We start from the raw sequence: 20,404 nt of genomic DNA on the forward strand, positions 1-20,404 counted from the left end.
GGTTATCCGTCCATCCATATTGCCAGCACTCCAAAGCTTCAGCTAGGTCAGCTCGCCTCTTTCCAGATCGGCAATAATCTTGTCGGTTACTTGTTTGTTGACATCTGTTTTCTTTTCCTTTGATCGGGTTGCGCATGCAACCGATCTGCCGCGCTGGCGAAGAGAGGGGGGAAACCGTCCAGACCAAAAGCGTCCGGAGTGGTGCGGGCGCAAGGCTAGGCCTGAGCCACGGCCCGGATGCTTTTGCCCGAAGGGCTTGGTCTTGACGGAGGACGGGGCTGCAAGCCCCCAAACAGAAAGCTGAAGACCGCAGGGCGCATAAAAGAGCCCTGCTCAGCAAAAGGGCCGCAAAAAGCGGCCCGTCAAACGCAAGGGATGGATGCCGAATGGCGGAGACAACAGACTCGGTTCACGACAGCCCGGTCCTGTCTGTAACAGGATGAGGTATTCGAAAAGCTCTTACTCAAACACCCTAAAGACCAGCATCAAATATAGAAGCGATAAGAGGGATTGGGTGTCGCGTTATCTGACAACTCGCACATCAGTTCCCCTACACGCCTTGCAAATAGCAGTGTGATCGGGAAACGGGTAATCCCGTCACTGGAATTCCAGTTCATTTTGGTCAATGCCAGGATTTCCTCAGCACGCGCCCGAATGTCGGTTTCACCGCAAGAGCCAATCTCCAGAGGAGCCGGAATGTGCATTCCTGGGAACTCGTTCCACCACGGGATATAGCCGCTCGTGAACAGATAGGAATGACCATCCAGCGAACACAGTGTGCCGCGCCAGGGTTCTTCGGTTCCTTTGCGGACGACACGAAACGAGGTATTGCGCAGCCAGATCAGATCGCAGTTGGCGACCCTATCTTTGGCAGCCGTCCGGAAACCCCGTTCTTCTTCGGTCTGATAGTTTGTGGTTTTATGAATTACCACGCGGTCGGGCGTCACTCCGGCTCGCCGCTCGTACTCTTCGAGTATTTGCTCAAGCAATTGACGCGCTTGCGCTTCATTTAGGTAGGGTTGGCGATCACGCTTCTGGTCATGATCAATGCTCGCCCCTTTGATCGCGTAAGGTTCGATATCTGTCGAATAAGCCTGCGCCACACTGGCATAGACCAGATGGCCGCCACGCTTTTTCATGTGGTGAAAGGAAATCCCGACAAAGCAGACATTCTTCGGCAGGTCAGCAGGCCGCCACGGGATGCCCTTAGATTTGTAGTAGATAGAAACGGCAGCGTTCCAGACACGAGTAGCCTGACTTTGCCCCTTATCGTCTGGCCGTTCGATTGTGTCCCGTCTGACGACCTGGATCGGAACAGCCTGACTATCAGACATGATCTTGGCTTTCAGCGCACGGTAGAACGTTCGGAACAGCAAATCGTCTGCCATTGTATAGAGGGCACTCGCCGCTTCGAGCTCGTCTGGCGAGGGCTGAAAGAGCGCAAGCTGGTCGCTTTCCTCCTCGGCGCGCAAAAATTCCAGCGCCCGGCGTTCTTCTGGTGACAGGCCGGGGTTCATGACGCGCAAATCACCGAGTTCAGGCTTGATGCACAGGATTATGCAGTCCGGGGCCTCGTCCCCGTACAGACTGCTGATCTCGTATTCGAAGAGCTCGACCAACTCACCGAATTTCTGGCCCTTCAGCGCATCGCGAAAAAGCTGATCATATTTCGAAGAAGAAACAATCCGTCTGTGCCGTTTCTCCATCATGAATTTTGCATTCAAGGCCTTTTCTAGTCCCGGCCAATTCCGGAAACGCGCGGAGTTATTCTCCTTCGCCGGAATGAAAGTCTCAAATCGCGACAGCCATGCAACGGCAGCATCGATATCTTCTGACAGGCCTACAAAGCCCAGCTTGATCTGCCGCAGACCCGTGTTATCAGATGGCCCATTCTTTGGCAGTCCCCGGCGTGGATCGATGTCGGTTTTCGCATTTGAAAACTCGATTCTGGGCTCACGCAGTACGTCGATCTTCATTTGAATCGTCATGATCCACCAGCCCTTCTTCTGTTACATCCTGGGTGTAAAAACTGCCTTCCAGCACCAAATCAGGCACGTTTTCATCACCGATATTTATCGTTTGTCCTCCTTGGGATAGGAACCGCCCCCAGAACACGAGATCGCTCTCAACATTGGTATTTCTATCGAAGCGAATTCGACGCGTAGCACGGCTTGTCCGCATGTATCCTGACAGCGGCGTGATGCCGTCCTGCTTCGTGAACATATAAAACGGTTTAATCCGCACGCCCCAGCCATTGCCTAGGCGCACGATCTCGTAGCCGAAACCTTCGCATTCAAACCACGGCTTTCCGTCATCCCCGCGCTTTTTGACAACATCGCGTCTGATACCCTTCCGCCGAGGAGTGTCGTAAACAATGGTTCTGTTGTCTTTATTCCTACTCTGGAAATAGGCCCGCTTCGCCGGATGGCCCTTCTTCGTCTTTTCAACGACAAGACCGTCCTTCTCGAAGAACCGAATATGCTGCTCAAAATGCTTGCGTATCAGCCAAGCAATTTTCCGGTGCAGCACAATGTCTGAACCCGCCTCTGTCAGCGAAATGACTGTCGTCTCTTCCAGAAGGACATTCGCGAATAAAAGGTTGGCGATAGGGGCAGGCAAGAACGTCCACAAATCGCCGCTGCGGCGCTCATAGACGAATGTACCGGCTTCATGCAGCGGAACGCCCCGCCCCAGATCGACGCCCTCTCTGATCTTGAGGCGCGTAATCGTCTCAGGCAAAGCGGAGAACATCAGCGAGTTTATCGTATAAGTACCCACCGGGCGGGTATCGATCGACACGGAGGCTGATCCCGCAGAAGCGCCCGGCCTGAAAAGCTTGGCAAGGAATCCATCCTCTCCCGGCGGGAAAGCGAATGATGCAGAGCCGCCAGCTTCGAAACAAAGATCGAGGGTGTCGGATAACCCGGTACCCGCGCGTTCCATGGCGCTAATGCCAAAGAATACATCGCATAGGGTTCTGTTTCGGAGATCGCTGAACTCCGGCACGGGAGAGAACGCACCTTCATCGTTTGTCTCAAGTCGATTTTTCGACTGCGCAGACATTCCACCAGGGTTGGAAAAGCACACAGCAGAATTTCCGTCCACGTCGATTTGACTCGGCGCAACCATCTCATAATCCCGGTGAACAATCATGTTGACCAGCATTTCGATCAGAGCGCGTTCAGGGTATGCGGCGCGCGTATAATGCTTTTGCTTGCCTTTAACCTTGATAATGGGATTGACATCTTTGCTTTCCAGCCACTCAAGCAATGCACGATATTGAGAGATGAGATTGCCTTCGAAAACGATGCGCCTCTTTCCGGAAATAGTCGCGGAAATCACAGAGTGCGGAAAAAAGCGTTCAGGATTTCGACCAAACAGCAGGATGCACGCATTTGTCGGCTGTTCGGAAGCATCCTTTTTCTGGGCCAATAGGCCGATCTCGCGCATCAGTGGCTTGAGCTGATCCGATGTGAGACTACCACGCTCAAGTTTCTCGCAATATTGCCGGAGGGTTACCAGCGCCAGGTCCGCATCGACATCAGCCCAGACAGCCCCGTCACATATCCGGTCATCAAAGCTGTCTCCGGCTTCGGCCACAGGAAGGGCGACGAACCGCTGGACACCGGCAAGCTCCACATTCAAGTCGGACAGAATTTCATCAAAGCCTTTGATCCCCAGTTTTTGAAAATTACTTCCCAAGCGGTCCGATAACACCTGAACATTTGGGTGAAGATGCTCACCTGCTCTCACACACCAGAATATACCGTGCCGGAATTTCTGATCTTCGGCTCCGAGGAGCGACGACATGATCGACGGCTCGTAACCTCGATAGCCCATGACGATCAAGGGTGAGAACTCAAGGAGCGGATGCAGCTTTTCCAGGAGAGCGCTATCCAGAGTTTGCGTCTCATGAACAAGGTTTCGGTCGGTATACTGTTCTGCCTTGCCGTGAAGCCAGACAATCTGAGCCCTCGCGAAGGGGTTAAATTCGTTGAAGTCGTCTGGCCTTCGATTGATTTCCGCAACATGCCTTATATGAGGGTGCTTCTCCCCGAGCGCCATCGGCAGGCACAAATCGAAATTGGTGGTCATCACCGTTCCGGCAAGCCCGCGCAGCACGAGATCAGATAGGGCGCGGTAACCTGAACCTAGCTCGCCCTTTAGACTGACGAGCTCCAACAACAACCGCCGTCTATAGGCTTCCGGCTTGAGCAAATTCTCGACGACGAGCGGAAAATTCTCGGCGAGATGATCATCTCCATGAATAAACCACTCCTGCTGATGCAGCCAACTGGTCCATTCCGAGGGTTTAATGCGCTCGGGAAGAGTCCTGCCTCCAAGCTCACGCTCGGCATAGACTTGCTTGGCAAGGCGACGGACGCTTTCCGCCGCAAGAGGAACACCGGAGGAAAATGAGGCCCCCGCCCCCAACAAAAATGTGGGGCGAGCGTCGTTGTCGGGCCTCAACAGCGAGGCAAGAATCGAAACGCTAGTTTTGTGGCTCATACAACCAACGTAACTAATCACGAGAACAACTCAAGAACATTTGATGTGCCAAGCTGGAGTTTTCCTCACTTTCACTAAAACAACACGCCACCACAATGCGGCAGCTGCTACCAAGCCGGCCAGCCCAGTTCGGCAGGCACGCCAGAGTCTGATTGCGTGGATAAGATCAGGGCAAGCAATGGTTTTGATTGATTAAATCTGATCAGAACCTAAGCTTTTCAAATGAGTAAGGGGAGGAACCATGAAAGCAGGACCAGTTACCATTCGGCAGCTACTTGAAAACCGCCAGCGATTCTGCGTTCCGATCTATCAGCGTCACTATGTATGGACCCGCGACAAGCAATGGCTCCCCTTCTGGAACGATGTGCGCACCAAAGCCATCGAACGCCTCAACGGGCGGGAACGGAGGTTTTCCCACTTCATGGGGGCTGTTGTTCTAGAAGCGCGCGGCAGCGTATCCTCCCGCCAAGTTACCTCGTTCCAGGTAGTGGATGGGCAGCAGCGCCTGACTACCTTCCAACTGTATCTCGCGGCAGCACGCGACTACGCCAAGCAGGCAGGATTCGACGACACGGTTGGGCTGGTAGAGGGCTACTTGTTCAACGAAAAGCAACATCTCATGGAAGATGCCGAGGTGGAGAAATTCAAGGTCTGGCCAACGAAATACGATAGAGTCCTGTTTCAGGATATTGTCACGCTGGGCCGCCTGGAGCTTCGAAAGAAATACAGCGCTCACTTCTACAAGGGCAAGGACAAGATTTACGACTATAGCACCGTGCCAAATCTACTGGGCGCCTATGGATTCTTCTTTGAGCATATTCGTCATGCGGTTGAGAGCGACGATCTGGAAGACGATTTTGCCGAAACGATTGACGGCGCGCCGGACGAGGAAGATGAGGTGGCACAGGAAACCTTTGATCAAGATCGTGCGGCGATGGAGCTGCGGCTGGACGCGCTGTGGGAGTCGCTGATTGAAGAATTCAAGGTTGTCGAGATCATACTCGAAGAGGGCGACGATGCTCAGGTTATCTTCGAAACGCTGAATGAACGCGGTGAACCTTTGCTAGCGGCGGACCTAGTACGCAACAATATCTTTCACCGTGCTGATGCCCGGCAAGAAAAGGCTGAGAAGCTCTTTGAAAAGCACTGGAAGGATTTTGAAGCCCCCTTCTGGAGCGAGATGGAAAAGCAAGGGCGGTACAAAAAAGCCAGGATCGAATTCTTCCTTGCGAACTTCATTGCAGGTCAGGTCGCTGGAGAGGTTACGCTTTCCAAGCTATTCAGCGAATACAAGGCCTTCTTAAAGGTGCAGGCCGACCGGCCGGGCGGCGGCTATCAAACCGTCGATGCGGAGCTCACGGATCTCGCGCGCTACGGTGCGCTATACCGAAGGCTCCTGGAAAAGAAGCTAGATGATCCGCTCGGTCACTTCGCTTGGTTGCTGAGTCCATGGGACGTGACAACGGTTTATCCATTGATCCTCCGGCTTTGGGCTGAAGATGGCATGGGTGACGGTGAGCGCCATACGTGCCTGGATACGGTGCTGTCACTCATCGTAAGGCGCGCCATTTGCGGGCTGACGACAAAAAATTACAACAAGTTCTTTCTATCGGTGCTTAGGCACCTCGAAGCGAAGGGCTTCAGCGCCGAAAGACTGTCTGCCTTTCTTATCGCCCAAACGTCGGAAAGCGCGCGCTTCCCGACAGACCGCGAATTTGAGGCGGCATGGCTGTCCGCGCCTGTCTACGGCAAACGCCTGACGCCACTGCGCGTCCGTGCGGTGTTGGAAGCAATAGAGCGTCAAAAGCGTCATAAATTCCATGAAACTGAACATTTAAGCACAGACCTCTCTGTGGAGCACATCCTCCCGGCTGAGTGGAAAGCGCATTGGCCCCTAGGCGACGGTAACCTCGTCAGCAGCGATGAAGCTTATCAGGCTGTCTTTGCGATGGACGAAGATGAAACTCGGGTCGGCCAAATCATCCGAAGACAGCGCCTTCTGAATACATTCGGCAACCTGACGATCCTAACTCAGCCGCTAAACAGTAGCGTCCGCAACGGAAGATATGAAATCAAGCGCAAGGCCCTGCAAGATCATTCGCTCCTGGTGATGAACCGGGAAATCACGAAGGTCGAGAATTGGAACGAGGATACTATCGAGGCGCGAGGCAAGTTGCTTTTCGAAACAGCCCAAGAAGTGTGGCCATATCCGAGTACTGTGATCTCAAAGGCAGCGCTTGATTAGGTGGCGAGGCGGTAGGCTATTTTACCCAGCCATCTGACTCATATATGTCCCGATAATCACCTACCGATAGATACGTGATCCCGAGCCCTTCGAAGAATGGCCTTCGGCTGTGTGTTCCGCCTTTATTTCTAACGTCTATATACCAACTGGGCGCACTCCATTCGGGTACGAGTTTATGGATGCGCGCCCGTTCCAGGAACAGCCAACGTAAGAAATTTTCGTCCTTCCCGAAACGGAAACCGAGCATCAGGATCGGACTAAAGAAGAATATGTCGAGCCAAGTATTGCTTCCACGCCACTCTTGTGCGCCACTCTTCGCAGACGCCCGCAAGCCTTCTTTGCCGTAAACCCAGGTTCGAGCACGCTGAACAGATCCCATATAGTGAGTGAGGCCCAACCTGATGCTGCGGGAATATTTCATCATCCCGTGTGGGTGCCAGATCGCAAACTCATCACGTGGATTTCTGATCTGCCTGTCAGAGAAATAAGATGCCCACGGATAATAGTCCGTGAATTTCTGCTCGGCGCGATACAGCTTTGCACCGATCGACGCAGAAAGGTTCTCGTCAAAATTCACGGTAAGGAGCGGCACGCGGTGCTTCTGTGCCCACCTGACAATCGTGCGATGGTGCTCGGCGGGCTTCCAGCCGCTCATCAGCTCACAAAAATCAGATTGCAGGGTACTGCGATCATCCTTTGGTCGAGTAAGGTCCAGCAAGTCAAAGAATTCTGTATTGGACATCTCGTCTGCGTCCGTAGCCGAAAGCTTGAGTCCGTTCCGTGTCGCGAGAGTACCTAACAATCCTTCCCAGCTGGAGGAGCCATCACCGTTGAACCGGTTAATACCATTCCCGACAAGTAACGCAGGCCTGACACCAGCCGACAGAATTTTTGTGAACTCTTTGGAATGATCGACCATTTTCAGTTCGCCGCGTGATCGCCTCGAAGCGACAAGCGAGCTCCCTGCGGGTTGTAGGTGTAGTTGCTTATGCTGCCATCCTTGATCCTCTCCACAACCTCATCGACCACGAACAGCGGCACCAAAAACCACTCCCTCGGCACGACCGGATTGCCGAAGCGATCTTTGATCTTGATTTCAAGCTTTGCAGGCTCGAACACCCGATGGATCAGGTTTTCGAGTTTCGCCCGGCTGATGTTGTAAAGTTTGTAGGTTGCGACGATTTCCACGTCCGCCAGCAAGAAGGTGGCATCGAGCTTGGCGTTGGCAATGCGCTTTTCGACGCTGCCGCTGGTCACTCCTATTTTGTGCACGATGTCGCGGTTCTCGACCACAAGAGGATGGTTCGATTTGCTGCGCAGAACATAGATCGTTCCGCTGGCGGTATCATCCTCATCGGTCTCCTCGGCAAAAAGCGGCCCGGCGCTTGGCTCGGTGATACGGCGACCCGCTTCGTCCTTGTAGAGAGCGCGCTGAAGTGACCGCAGCAACAGATTGCTTTCCGTCCCGTTGGAATAGATCACGCGCAAACGGGCGTCTGTCTCGCCATTCGGAGCCTTAATCGGTTCGCCGACATCCGCGACATAGGCAGTCTGCCCGCCCAGAATGAAAAACTGACCTGCCGTGATTTCGGCTTTCAGGAAACCCGCATCCTTTACGAATTTCCGTGTCGTGCGCACGCCGCTTTTCAGATCGGCCTGGACCTGGTCGAACAGTGGCTTGAATTTATCGAAATCCTCGCAGCGTTCACGGTTGGCAATCTCCTCGGCGGCCCGTTTTTCTGCCGTTGAGCGAACATGCTTCAGTGTCGTGATCTCTGGCGCTTCCGCTTCGATTCCGAGTTCGGCCAGAAGCGCATCATCGTCCATTTCGTCAATATCGGGCTGAGCGGTGGCAATCTCATCGCCAAGTAAGCCCTGATGATCGAGCGGTTCGACTAGCGCGCGGCACTCTTCCAGCGAACGGATACGATCCAGCCGAACGGCATAAAGCCGCTCGAAAATGTCGCGGTCTTCGCCGTGGCGTGGCGCGCGGCCATGCTCTTCGACAAAGCGCTGAATTTCTTCAAAGCCTGCGATAATCCGCTCTTCGCGCGGCGTGCGGCTGCCCGCTTTCTTGGTTTCGACCTCAACCCCTAATTCAGCAAGCAGAGCATCATCTTCATCGGTGAAATCAGCCATTTGCGGCCTCCGCTTTCATGCGCGCGAGGAAAGCCACACCTTCCGCCATCTTCCGTTCCCACGCATCGGCGGCGGTGATGGACGGCAAACGTCCGCGCTCCTGCTTGAATTTCACCGCGCGGCGAGCAAGATCGCGGGCCTCTTCGGGTGTCAATTTGACATTCTTGCCGGAGATGACGGCAGCGACCTGCTTGAGGCTCTCCTCGTTCATCGTCTTGGCAAGGATCGCGTAGGCTTCACCGAACGGATTGATGCGGTCGATCAGGTCAATGTCGAGCTCTCGCACATCCATGGCGATCTTCCGGATGCCGTCAAGCAAGGCGGTATTGCCGGATTTCGGAGCTTCCCCATCGGGGTTCAGCGCGGCTTTGGCCTGCTGGGTCAGGTTCAGAGCTGCAATAGCATGCTGGCGCACGGCCTCCTGATCCTCGTCGTCCAATTCCGGATATTTATCCTTGATGATCTTACCAAGGCGGACCTGGGTCAGCTCTTCCGGCACCAATTCCTCATCGAACAGGCCCCGTTCAATTGACCTCTTGTCCTGAACGAAAGCCGTGATGACCTCGTTCAGGTCTTCCTGGCAAATGCGCTGGGCCTCTTTGCTTGTCGGCTCGGCAAGCCCCTTGATCTCGATCTGGAATTCACCGCTCTCTTCGTTGAAACCGACATTGTATTTGTTCGGATCATAACCGCCCTCGCCATAGTCGAAGCCGGGTGTCGGCTCGCTTTCCAAGCGCTTGGGCGTGAAATTGAAACGGGGCGCGAGCACCTGTTCCATGAGCAAGCTCGCCGCAATCGCTTTCAGCGTATCGTTGATCGCTTCCGTCACGGCCTCCTCGGACGCATCCGGTTCGGCAATCAGATTGGTGAAACGCGCGCGGGCTTTGCCAGGGGCATCACGTGTCGCGCGGCCAATGATTTGAACGACCTCGGTCAGGCTAGAGCGATAGCCAACGGTGAGGGCGTGCTCACACCAAATCCAGTCAAAACCTTCCTTCGCCATGCCAAGGGCGATGATGATGTCCACATATTCGCGGTTTGTCTTCATTTCGGGCGACCGGAGGCTTGCCTGGATTGTCGCCTGATGATCGGGATCGACCAGATCGGCGATTTTCAGGATGCGGCCATCGGGCCGCTTCACCAGTTGAAAGCCGGTTTCTGGATCGGAGCCCTGCCAAGACCCCAGCTCTTCAATGATATGCTCGACTTCCCTGATCTTGTCCTTGGTGCTTTCACGCGAATTCACCGAAGGTATATGGATGATGGTTTTCTCATCCGGGTCGAGCACTTTCAAAATGTCGTCCGAATAGGCTCCAGCGTAGAAGAAGTAGCCGATATCGAGTGATTTCAGATATTTATAGCCGTTGAGCTGCTGATAGTAGGTGTAGGTAACGGGCTCGAACTTGGTCTCGTCCTCGGGCATCAGCACGGGCTCGGCGTCGCCCCGGAAATAAGAGCCGGTCATGGCAACGATATGGGTCTTGCCGCGCCCGATAAGCTGACCAAGATGCGAACCAAGCTTGTTGTCGGGATTGGCGGAAACGTGGTGAAACTCATCCACCGCGATCAGCCTGTCATCGAAAACCTCGATGCCGAACTTATCGACGGCGAAGCGGAAAGTGGCATGGGTGCAGACGAGAACCTTGTCGTCGCCTTCCAGAAACGCTTTCACGGAATTGACCTTGCCGCCGTCTGCGCCGGGCGCATTGCAAAGGTTCCATTTCGGAGAGACATGCCAATCCCAATAGAAGCCGTGCTTCGACAGCGCCTCATCGGCGAAGCTGGAACCGATGGATTTTTCCGGCACAACGACAATCGCCTGTTTGCAGCCCTGATTGTTGAGCTTGTCCAGCGCGACGAACATCAGCGCCCGGCTCTTGCCTGATGCCGGAGGCGATTTGATCAGCAGATATTGCTCGCCCCGCTTCTCGTATACCGCCTCCTGCATAGGCCGCATGCCAAGCTCGTTCGGCTTGGTGGAGTTGCCATTCCGCGCGTAGGTGACGGAAACGGAGGGGACGGATTGGATCATGGAACTAGCTTTCGTTGATTAAATCGACGTAGAAACAGGCGCGCTGTCACGAGAGATATTTGAAGCCTGAACGTCGCGTCTTCTTCTTCAGATAGTCCTGGATGCCCACCATGCGGGTGCATTCGGCTCATTAGGCCTTGCACATATTGAGGCTTCTGATTGTTAGCATTCCATTCGTTGTAGTCGTCAAAGAGGAATGGCGGCTGTGTAGTGCCAAGAAAATCACGTTTGGCTTTGCCGTCGCCACTCCCGTTATAGCCAAGTGCCACCGCAATCTCGTTCAGGTAACTTTCGTAAAAATTCCGCAGCGCACCGTTTGCCGACGACCACTCTCCCCTGCTGAAGGCCGACACGGCCTGTCGCAAATGCCCTTGCGCCACGCTGAAACCATGACGGGTTAACAAAAGCTCCACTTCATTTTCTGCTTCTCTAAAATCAAGCCCAGGCAAATCCTCAGGCATCATACGTCGCAAAACTCTCGTAGTGGATTCGCTAGGGCGCTGCCACGGGCGCAATACCTCTTCTGTTTCAACCTCTTCATCGACTTCGAAGCCGTCAAAACGGAGTCCGGCGACCAGCTTTGTCCAAGCGTCGGTTTTGAGTGCTTTGGGAGGAGCCCTTAAAGCAGCTTCAATCAGAGCTCTCGCCAGCGGCATACGTCCAGCCTCGGTAAAAACTTCGAGACCATCCTCGATCGCAATTCGCGCCAGGTTTGCAACTCGGCCCGACTTGCTCGACGAATTGCATTTCCCAACAATATCCCACTGAACCTCAAGCACCTCCATATCGTTGTGTGATTTGAAGTCCCCCAACACCTCGGCTGCGGCCACCACTGTCATTCGGTTGAATTCGGTCATGCAGCCCCCTCGGTCACTGACGTTTTTTTACGGAGGAATGCCATTGGGTCCCAATCCGTATTGAGTGCTGCGCGACTTCTCACGGATATTCGGAAATGTTGGCGCAGATCATCCGCGATCTCCAGCGCATCCAGGCCGAGCTGAGCATACCCCCTCTGGCGCGGCTCAAAGAATTCCTCGTAGTCAGGCGGAAATGCATGTTCGCTTGAAGCCGAAATATGTCTGTCGGTGCTTCTTGCCTTGTTTGGCAAGGCAAGAATTCGATGCATCAGAGGCTCCGGCATACTCCGCCAGTCAATGTCCTCGGGAAAATCAAGCGGATCGGGCGTGGAAACTTGCGCTTCGCAATACTCTTCTCCGCTCTCAGCGCGTCTCGCTGGACGTCCGCAGGCCGTTCCGTCATCATAAACCACGTCGATGCACTTATCGGCATACTCTTCTAATATGCAGATCAACCGAATGGCGGCATAGGAGCCGTCTCGGCGACGAGCAAGCCAGGACGTCCAAACCTCTTTGGAAATCGTGATCGCGCTTCCGACGACAACGCCAGCCAATCCTATGAGAGCTTCAATCATGCCGCCCCCTGCGTTTTGGTCATCTTCGTATAAAGCTCGAAGAGCTTTTCGAGGCGTTCGGTGTCATTGCGGAAACGGCGACCGATATAAATGCGCTCCAAAACCTCATCATTGTTATCATGCGCCGCACGCAAGTCGGCGGGCATTTTTTCAGGGTCATAGAGATCGGCGATGGTTGCCGGGAAATGTCCCTCGCGCGCGAGTAGGATGTCTTCCGCGCAGCGAGTCAGGTCGGCCTTGTTCTTTTCGGTCAGATTGGGAACGGGAAAGGTATTCCAGCCAAGCGTGTTGGAATAGGAGAAATCTGTTCGCATTCGGGAGCAAACAATCCCTATCCAAACCCAGTGCAGTTTTGATCCAATGATAGCCAAATTAAAAAGAGGCGCATCGTACAACGCAAAGGCTTTTTCTTGAATGATACTTTCTGAAGGGAGTAGTCCGACTGGCAAATAAGGTCGGTTTTCGGAGCTGACGCGCGGGACGACCATAACATAGCGCGCAGCAGTTACCTGTTCGCGAAATTGATAAGGGGTGTTCGCAAGTTTCTGGGCCGCAATGTCCTTCTTCGCCGCTCTGCGAGCAGCTTCAACTTTCAAGACTCTCTCTGCAATCGATTTAAAGCTCATGGCGTCTGAAAGTTCGCTTTCTTTAATCCATAAGCAAACTCTTGGTGATGCCGATATGAACTCCTTCGATCCGTATAGAGGACGAAGATATTTTGCAGTACCCGGCTCGTCATTAATCATAGCACGGCCTTCATCACGACTAAAAATCAGAGGCGCTCCGTAGTACGGATGGTTTCCGAACTGCATTGGTGTCAGCCCACCTATCGGACGACTTCGTGATTTAACTTCAATGTTTGCGGCGGGGACCAAGTACGCGTTAATGTTTTCAACGTCTTTACGTATTGTTTCTCCGTTAGGATCGAGGAAATATAGGCTTCGTTGCTTCCCGATATTTCGTCCAATACCAACAATGGCGACGGTTACACCAGCATTATGACTGGCAAGATTTGCCCACTTAAAAGAAGTATGGGCAAAGGAAATCTCATTTCCTGTCGAAAAAATATGAGGCCAAAGGATCGAGACTTGCTGCCCTTGGCATATTGAATTTGTTGACACAAGAGCGGCAGACGTTGGCGTATGAACTCCAAAATCTGCGGCTTTCATGAACCAACCCGCAACATAGTCCAGTGACTTCCAGCTTTTTATTCTCCCCTCGAAAATGCTGCCTAGGTCGTCCTTTTGTTCTTGTGATTGCCATTTCGAACCTAGATATGGCGGATTTCCGCAGATGTAGGTTTCACCTCCTTCGTTCTCGAAGTCGATTTCCGCTTGATCAACGGGTGACATAAACAAGTCATCTGCGTGGTGCTTAACGCCCGTCCCTGTGGGCGGGCAGATACTAAGCCAGTCGAGCCGCAAGGCGTTGCCGCAAGTAATCCAATTCATGGCGTCGAGGGGCAGAAACTCGGCAAGTGCCTCCTTCTGACCACGATAAAGTACATCGCATTGATACTCGGCGATAATCAGGGCGAGGCGTGCAATCTCGGCTGGAAAGTCGCGCAACTCGATCCCGCGAAAGTTCGTCAGCGGGATTTCAGTGCGGCGGTCGGCTTCGCCGCGCCGCTTATTGATCTCGGCTTCGATAGCACGCATTTCCTTGTAAGCGATGACAAGGAAATTGCCGGAGCCGCAGGCGGGATCAAACACGCGAATGCGCGCCATGCGATTGCGGAGGTTTAGAAGTTTGCGGGCGTTTTCCCCGGCCTCTTCAAGCTGCTCCCGCAGATTATCCAAAAACAGAGGATTGAGAACCTTCAAGATATTCGGCACGCTGGTGTAATGCATGCCGAGCGCGCCGCGCTCCTCATCATCGGCCACAGCCTGGATCATCGACCCGAAAATATCGGGGTTGATCTTTTTCCAATCGAGCTTCCCGACATGCAGCAGATAGGAGCGGGCGATCTTGGAAAAGCGCGGAACCTCGGTGCTGCCGGAGAATAGGCCGCCGTTCACATAGGGGAAGTCGTTTGCCCATCGTGCGATGCTGGTGCTCGCGCGATCTTCCCGTTTGGTGTTCATCGCGCGAAAAATCTCGCTGATCACCTCATGGGTATTCGAGCTGTCCTTGTCGCTCATCTTTTCGATGGTCGCGGTGAACAGATCATCCTTCAGGAAGATATCCGTGTCCTCGGCAAAAAAGCTGAAGATCAGGCGGGCCATGAAATGGTTCATGTCGTGGCGGCGGGCAGCGGAACTCCATTCCGGATTGTCTTTCAAAAGCTCGATATAGAGCCGGTTCAGCCGCCCTGTCGCCTTGATGTCGAAGGCGCTTTCACGGATTTGCTTGACGGTGGAAATGCCCGCAAGCGGCAGGAACACACCGAAATGATCCGGGAAATCCGGGTAGTTGCAAACGACGACTTCGCCTGTGTTCAGGTCTTCCGCCTGGAACTCCTTGCCATCCGTGGCGAGCACGAATTTCGCCTTGGCGCGTGTCGTCGCCGGGCTGGCCTTGAGCTTGCCGAGCGTTTCAGTCACCGCCCCCTCGGGCGCAACCGCGATGTGGATATTGCTGGTCTGGAGAACACCGCCCAGATCGGACTTGTTGGTCTCACCACTGCGGAGACGCCGAAGCGTGGTCTCCTTCGCCCCGAACGCCTGAAGGAACGCGAACGGAAATTCGTCTGCGTCAAACGGCAGTTCGGCGAGAGCCGATATGGCTTCTTCGATCTCTACGGCGTTCATTCTTCACCCATTGGCGCGACGGGCGCTTCGCCGATGGTTTCGGCCTGGCCAGCGCGCTGCATTTTCTTTGCCGCAATGTATTCCCGCATGAATTCCCGGATGACCTGCGCGGCAGGGCGATCCTGCTCGCGGCACATCTTCAGGAATTCATCGCGAAGCTCCCGCTCGACACGGATTCGTATTCCGGCATCTTTTTCCTTCATGAGTCGGAGTGTAGCCCTTGGATACACATCAGGCCAAGATGGGTAGGCGCATAAAGGCGAAGTTATCCGCAATTCCAACCATGGGGCGTGGCAACTTGGATGGTATCCGCCGTATTGTTGGTTTGCACGCGGAACTGAGCCAGTTTTTCCACCGAGAAGTGAGCCACCTCTAAGTATGGTTTTCTGATCAGGGTTTAGTCAAGGGATTGGCGTTTTGTCCTCTCTTCTGTGCTGCGGCTGCCGAGCTGGCCTTGAAGCGGAAGCTGTCGTTCCCTGTTTCCAGGATATGGCAGCGATGGGTCAAACGATCGAGCAATGCGGTTGTCATCTTGGCGTCGCCGAAGACGGTTGCCCATTCGCTGAAGCTGAGGTTGGTGGTAATCACAACGCTCGTCCGTTCATAGAGCTTGCTCAGAAGGTGGAAGAGCAGTGCTCCCCCTGAGGCGCTGAACGGCAGGTATCCCAACTCGTCGAGGATGAGCAGATCAAGGCGGACCAAGGTCTCTGCGATCTGCCCCGCCTTGCCTTTAGCCTTCTCCTGCTCAAGCGCGTTGACCAATTCGATGGTCGAGAAGAATCGGACCTTTCGACGGTGATGCTCGATCGCCTGGATGCCGAGGGCGGTGGCGACATGTGTTTTTCCTGTGCCCGGTCCGCCGACAAGCACGATATTCTGCGCGCCGTCGATGAACTCGCATCTATGCAATTGGCGCACCGTCGCTTCGTTGATTTCGCTGGCGGCGAAGTCGTATCCGGAGAGGTCCTTGTAGGCTGGAAAGCGGGCAGCCTTCATGTGATAGGCGATGGACCGGACCTCGCGCTCGGCCATCTCGGCTTTCAGCAACTGGGACAGGATCGGCACGGCTGCATCAAAGGCTGGAGCACCTTGCTCGATCAGGTCACTGACGGCTTGGGACATGCCATACATCTTCAGGCTTCGCAGCATGATGACGACGGCGGCACTGGCTGGATCATGACGCATGGCGACCTCCAACGATCCGGACACGCAGGCCATCATAGCGTTCGACATTGGCCTTGGGTTCGCGCAGCAAAGTCAGTGCCTGTGGCGTATCGACGTCGGGACCGTCAGTCGTCTTATCGTCGATCAGCATATGCAGCAGGTTTAGCACATGCATTTTGGTTGCCACGCCTTGATCCAAAGCCAATTCCACAGCACTGATGACGGCCTGTTCGTTGTGATGAAGGACGAGGGCAAGGATATCGGCCATCTCACGATCACCACCAGGGCGGCGCAGCATCTGCTCCTGCAGCTGTCGAAAGGCCAGCGGCAATTCCAGGAAGGGTGCGCCATTGCGCAGTGCTCCAGGCTTGCGCTGGATGACCGCAAGGTAATGGCGCCAGTCGTAAATCGTCCTCGGCGGTTTGTCGTGGCTGCGTTCTATGATCCGCGGATGTTCGCAAAGGATATTGCCCTCGGCCGCAACGACCAGTCGCTCGGGATAAATCCTCAGGCTGACGGGCCGGTTCGCAAAAGACGCAGGCACGCTGTAACGATTGCGCTCGAAGGTGATCAGGCATGTCGGCGAGACGCGCTTGCTCTGCTCGACGAAGCCGTCAAACATGGCGGGGAGCGCCATCAATGCTGCCCGCTCATCAGCCCAAACATCCGCGATCGAGCCGGACAAGGTGCCATGCGCTGTCTCCCGCCACAGGTCCTGGCAATGCTGTTCCAGCCAGATATTCAATGCCCCCAAATCTGGAAAGTCGGGCATCTGTTGCCACAGCCGCGGTCGGGCATCCTGGACGTTCTTCTCGACCTGCCCCTTCTCCCAGCCCGCGGCGGGATTGCAGAACTCTGGCGCAAAGACGTAATGGTTCGTCATCGCAAGGAAACGGATGTTGACCTGTCGCTCCTTGCCGCGGCCCACACGATCGACCGCTGTCTTCATGTTATCGTAGATGCCACGACCAGGCACGCCGCCAAACACGCGGAAGCCGTGCCAATGGGCGTCAAACAGCATCTCATGCGTCTGCAACAGGTAGGCCCTGACAAAAAACGCGCGACTGTGCGATAGCTTGATATGCGCGACCTGAAGCTTCGTGCGCTCGCCGCCTATCACGGCATAGTCCTCACTCCAATCGAACTGGAATGCTTCGCCTGGTCGGAAAGACAGCGGAACGAATATGCCGCGGCCCGTCGTCTGCTGCTCACGTTGCCGATCAGCCCGCCAATCACGAGCGAATGCGGCGACCCGACCATAGGAGCCGGTAAAGCCGAGAACCACCAGATCGGAATGAAGCTGCTTCAGTGTTCGGCGCTGCTTGCGCGACTTTCCGGTCTCGGTCTTCAGCCAGGCCGCGAGTTTGTCGGCAAAAGGATCAAGCTTGCTCGGTCGTTCCGGTACCGTGAACGTCGGCTCTATCGTACCCGCGCTCAAATACTTCGCGATCGTGTTGCGCGACAGACCGGTGCGCCGGCTGATCTCGCGGATCGACTGCTTCTCTCGCAGCGCCATGCGCCGGATGATGTTTAAAAGTCCCATGTGGATCACTCCGCTGCCCCCGTCGCTCACCGCGTTGGGGGGAAGGTTCACATGGCTCAGTTCTCAATGGAAATTATCTGCCTAACTGGCTCAGTTCTGCGTGGAAACCAACATTCCGGCGCCCAGAAACAAAAAAAGCCCCTGGGTAGGGGCTCTTTGGGATCGCAGGGATCATTGGTTGCGGGGGCAGGATTTGAACCTGCGGCCTTCAGGTTATGAGCCTGACGAGCTACCGGGCTGCTCCACCCCGCGTTATGGGTGTTATATTGTAACCGGTTTTGGTATTTTTTTGCGTATATCGCTTAAATGATCTGTTTTGTATGGGATTTGAGAAGATGTTTTGATTTGTGTGCTTAGCAGACCTGGCAGCGACCTACTCTCCCGTGTCTTAAGACAAAGTACCATTGGCGCTGGAGCGTTTCACGGCCGAGTTCGGAATGGGATCGGGTGCAGCCGCTCCGCCATAACCACCAGGTCGGCGAAGAACACAAATATGAGAAGCTGGTTGTCTTTCGTGCTGATTGTAATGATATCAGTTTAAGGGCCTCGAAGCGTAAGCTTCGCAAGGCCGACTGGCCGTCGCCGATGTTTCGGCGTGCCGTCCGCAGGCTAGCCTGACGAAGTCAGGCGCTCAGCCGTAAGGACATAGTCTTAACTGATATCTATCGAACGTTGTTCGATGGATATTGTAAATGGGAGTGATCAAGTCGATCGAGCTATTAGTACCGGTAAGCTACATGCGTTGCCGCACTTCCACACCCGGCCTATCAACGTGGTAGTCTTCCACGGCTCTGATAGGGAATACTCGTTTTTAGGTGGGTTTCCCGCTTAGATGCCTTCAGCGGTTATCCCGTCCGTATATAGCTACCCTGCTATGCCGTTGGCACGACAACAGGTCCACCAGAGATACGTCCATCCCGGTCCTCTCGTACTAGGGACAGATCCTATCAATATTCCTACACCCACGGCAGATAGGGACCGAACTGTCTCACGACGTTCTGAACCCAACTCACGTACCGCTTTAAATGGCGAACAGCCATACCCTTGGGACCTGCTCCAGCCCCAGGATGCGATGAGTCGACATCGAGGTGCCAAACAACCCCGTCGATATGGACTCTTGGGGGTCATCAGCCTGTTATCCCCGGCGTACCTTTTATCCGTTGAGCGATGGCCCTTCCACGCGGGACCACCGGATCACTATGACCGACTTTCGTCTCTGCTCGACTTGTCAGTCTTGCAGTCAGGCAGGCTTATGCCATTGCACTCGACGAACGATTTCCGACCGTTCTGAGCCTACCATCGCGCGCCTCCGTTACTCTTTAGGAGGCGACCGCCCCAGTCAAACTACCCACCATACACGGTCCTGGACCCGGATAACGGGCCGCAGTTAGACATCCATATAGGCAAGGGTGGTATTTCAAGGATGACTCCACAATGGCTGGCGCCACTGCTTCAAAGTCTACCACCTATCCTACACATGCCGACACGAATGCCAGTGTAAAGCTATAGTAAAGGTGCACGGGGTCTTTCCGTCTAACCGCAGGAACCCCGCATCTTCACGGGGAATTCAATTTCACTGAGTCTGCGTTGGAGACAGCGGGGAAGTCGTTACGCCATTCGTGCAGGTCGGAACTTACCCGACAAGGAATTTCGCTACCTTAGGACCGTTATAGTTACGGCCGCCGTTTACTGGGGCTTCAATTCAATGCTTGCACATCTCCTCTTAACCTTCCAGCACCGGGCAGGCGTCAGACCCTATACGTCGTCTTGCGACTTCGCAGAGCCCTGTGTTTTTGGTAAACAGTCGCTACCCCCTGGTCTGTGCCACCCCCACCCAGTTGCCTGAATGGAGGTCACGCTTCTTCCGAAGTTACGCGTGCATTTTGCCGAGTTCCTTCAACGCAGTTCTCTCAAGCGCCTTGGTATTCTCTACCAGTCCACCAGTGTCGGTTTAGGGTACGGTCTATATGCAGGAGCTATTTCCTGGAACCGCTTCGCTGCACATTCAATCCAATAAGAATGTACAACACACGCGATCCGTCACTACCTGCAGGCCCACGAATATTAACGTGGTTCCCATCGACTACGCCTTTCGGCCTCGCCTTAGGGGCCGGCTAACCCTGCTCAGATTAACTTTAAGCAGGAACCCTTGGACTTTCGGCGAGGGAGTCTCTCACTCCCTTTATCGTTACTCATGTCAGCATTCTCACTTCCGATACCTCCAGGATGTCTCACGACTGTCCCTTCACAGGCTTACGGAACGCTCCGCTACCACGCACAAATGTGCATCCACAGCTTCGGTGTATGGCTTTAGCCCCGGTACATTTTCGGCGCAAAGACCCTTATTTAGACCAGTGAGCTGTTACGCTTTCTTTAAATGATGGCTGCTTCTAAGCCAACATCCTGGTTGTTTTGGGATCCTCACATCCTTTCCCACTTAGCCATAACTTAGGGACCTTAGATGGTGGTCAGGGTTGTTGCCCTCTTCACGACGGACGTTAGCACCCGCCGTGTGTCTGCCCAGTAGTACTCCCCGGTATTCGGAGTTTGATTAGGATCAGTAAGACGGTGAGTCCCCATAGCCCATTCA

The 20,404-nt window shown here is 54.4% G+C and carries 12 protein-coding genes, 1 tRNA gene and 2 rRNA genes (1 of these 15 cut by a window edge); 1 reads left to right on the forward strand and 14 read right to left on the reverse strand.

All coding sequences use genetic code 11. From position 1 onward, the window contains the following. Positions 1 to 485 precede the first annotated feature (485 nt). Together CQZ93_RS10975 and CQZ93_RS10980 are read right to left on the reverse strand one after the other, a co-directional pair. Positions 486 to 1,976, reverse strand: coding sequence for an argonaute/piwi family protein (locus CQZ93_RS10975; RefSeq protein WP_105542588.1), 1,491 nt, complete (start codon positions 1,974 to 1,976; stop codon positions 486 to 488). Further along, the gene (locus CQZ93_RS10980; RefSeq protein ID WP_146114440.1) at positions 1,954 to 4,509 is read right to left on the reverse strand and encodes a hypothetical protein; all 2,556 of its coding nucleotides are present in this window, start codon (positions 4,507 to 4,509) and stop codon (positions 1,954 to 1,956) included. Before CQZ93_RS10980 ends, CQZ93_RS10975 begins: the two co-directional genes overlap by 23 nt. 241 nt (positions 4,510 to 4,750) lie before the next feature. Between CQZ93_RS10980 and CQZ93_RS10990 the strand changes: the two genes are divergently transcribed. Continuing rightward, positions 4,751 to 6,754 (forward strand): DUF262 domain-containing protein, encoded by a 2,004-nt coding sequence (locus CQZ93_RS10990; protein ID WP_105542591.1) that lies wholly within the window; start codon positions 4,751 to 4,753, stop codon positions 6,752 to 6,754. Positions 6,755 to 6,770: 16 nt separating this feature from the next. Here the strand turns inward: CQZ93_RS10990 and CQZ93_RS10995 are convergent, their stop codons facing one another. The 12 genes from CQZ93_RS10995 to CQZ93_RS11050 all read right to left on the reverse strand — a co-directional run. Next, complete coding sequence (locus CQZ93_RS10995; protein ID WP_105542592.1) at positions 6,771 to 7,673, reverse strand: hypothetical protein; 903 nt, start codon at positions 7,671 to 7,673, stop codon at positions 6,771 to 6,773. Positions 7,674 to 7,675: 2 nt separating this feature from the next. Then, the gene (locus CQZ93_RS11000) at positions 7,676 to 8,893 is read right to left on the reverse strand and encodes a GIY-YIG nuclease family protein (protein ID WP_181153342.1); all 1,218 of its coding nucleotides are present in this window, start codon (positions 8,891 to 8,893) and stop codon (positions 7,676 to 7,678) included. Beyond that, positions 8,886 to 10,925, reverse strand: a complete 2,040-nt coding sequence (locus CQZ93_RS11005; RefSeq protein WP_105542593.1) for a DEAD/DEAH box helicase — start codon at positions 10,923 to 10,925, stop codon at positions 8,886 to 8,888. Before CQZ93_RS11005 ends, CQZ93_RS11000 begins: the two co-directional genes overlap by 8 nt. Then, positions 10,922 to 11,782: a hypothetical protein gene (locus CQZ93_RS11010; RefSeq protein ID WP_105542594.1), complete on the reverse strand. Its 861-nt coding sequence runs from the start codon at positions 11,780 to 11,782 to the stop codon at positions 10,922 to 10,924. Before CQZ93_RS11010 ends, CQZ93_RS11005 begins: the two co-directional genes overlap by 4 nt. Then, positions 11,779 to 12,357, reverse strand: coding sequence for a hypothetical protein (locus CQZ93_RS11015; RefSeq protein WP_105542595.1), 579 nt, complete (start codon positions 12,355 to 12,357; stop codon positions 11,779 to 11,781). Before CQZ93_RS11015 ends, CQZ93_RS11010 begins: the two co-directional genes overlap by 4 nt. Next, the gene (locus tag CQZ93_RS11020; RefSeq protein ID WP_105542596.1) at positions 12,354 to 15,107 is read right to left on the reverse strand and encodes a class I SAM-dependent DNA methyltransferase; all 2,754 of its coding nucleotides are present in this window, start codon (positions 15,105 to 15,107) and stop codon (positions 12,354 to 12,356) included. The genes CQZ93_RS11015 and CQZ93_RS11020 overlap by 4 nt, the downstream gene beginning before the upstream one ends. After that, positions 15,104 to 15,310 carry a hypothetical protein gene (locus CQZ93_RS11025; protein WP_105542597.1) on the reverse strand — a complete coding sequence of 69 codons (207 nt, stop codon included), beginning with the start codon at positions 15,308 to 15,310 and terminating at the stop codon, positions 15,104 to 15,106. Before CQZ93_RS11025 ends, CQZ93_RS11020 begins: the two co-directional genes overlap by 4 nt. A 187-nt stretch (positions 15,311 to 15,497) precedes the next feature. Beyond that, the gene (istB, locus tag CQZ93_RS11030) at positions 15,498 to 16,292 is read right to left on the reverse strand and encodes an IS21-like element helper ATPase IstB (RefSeq protein ID WP_036589678.1); all 795 of its coding nucleotides are present in this window, start codon (positions 16,290 to 16,292) and stop codon (positions 15,498 to 15,500) included. Beyond that, positions 16,282 to 17,814, reverse strand: a complete 1,533-nt coding sequence (gene istA, locus CQZ93_RS11035) for an IS21 family transposase (protein ID WP_032963552.1) — start codon at positions 17,812 to 17,814, stop codon at positions 16,282 to 16,284. Before istA ends, istB begins: the two co-directional genes overlap by 11 nt. 175 nt (positions 17,815 to 17,989) lie before the next feature. Further along, a tRNA-Met gene (locus tag CQZ93_RS11040) sits at positions 17,990 to 18,066 on the reverse strand. 108 nt (positions 18,067 to 18,174) lie between these two features. After that, positions 18,175 to 18,289, reverse strand: a 5S ribosomal RNA gene (gene rrf, locus CQZ93_RS11045). A 223-nt stretch (positions 18,290 to 18,512) separates the two neighbouring features. Beyond that, a 23S ribosomal RNA gene (locus tag CQZ93_RS11050) occupies positions 18,513 to 20,404 on the reverse strand; it runs 921 nt beyond the window's last position.

It is taken from the genome of Ochrobactrum vermis (assembly GCF_002975205.1).
Lineage (GTDB): Bacteria > Pseudomonadota > Alphaproteobacteria > Rhizobiales > Rhizobiaceae > Brucella > Brucella vermis.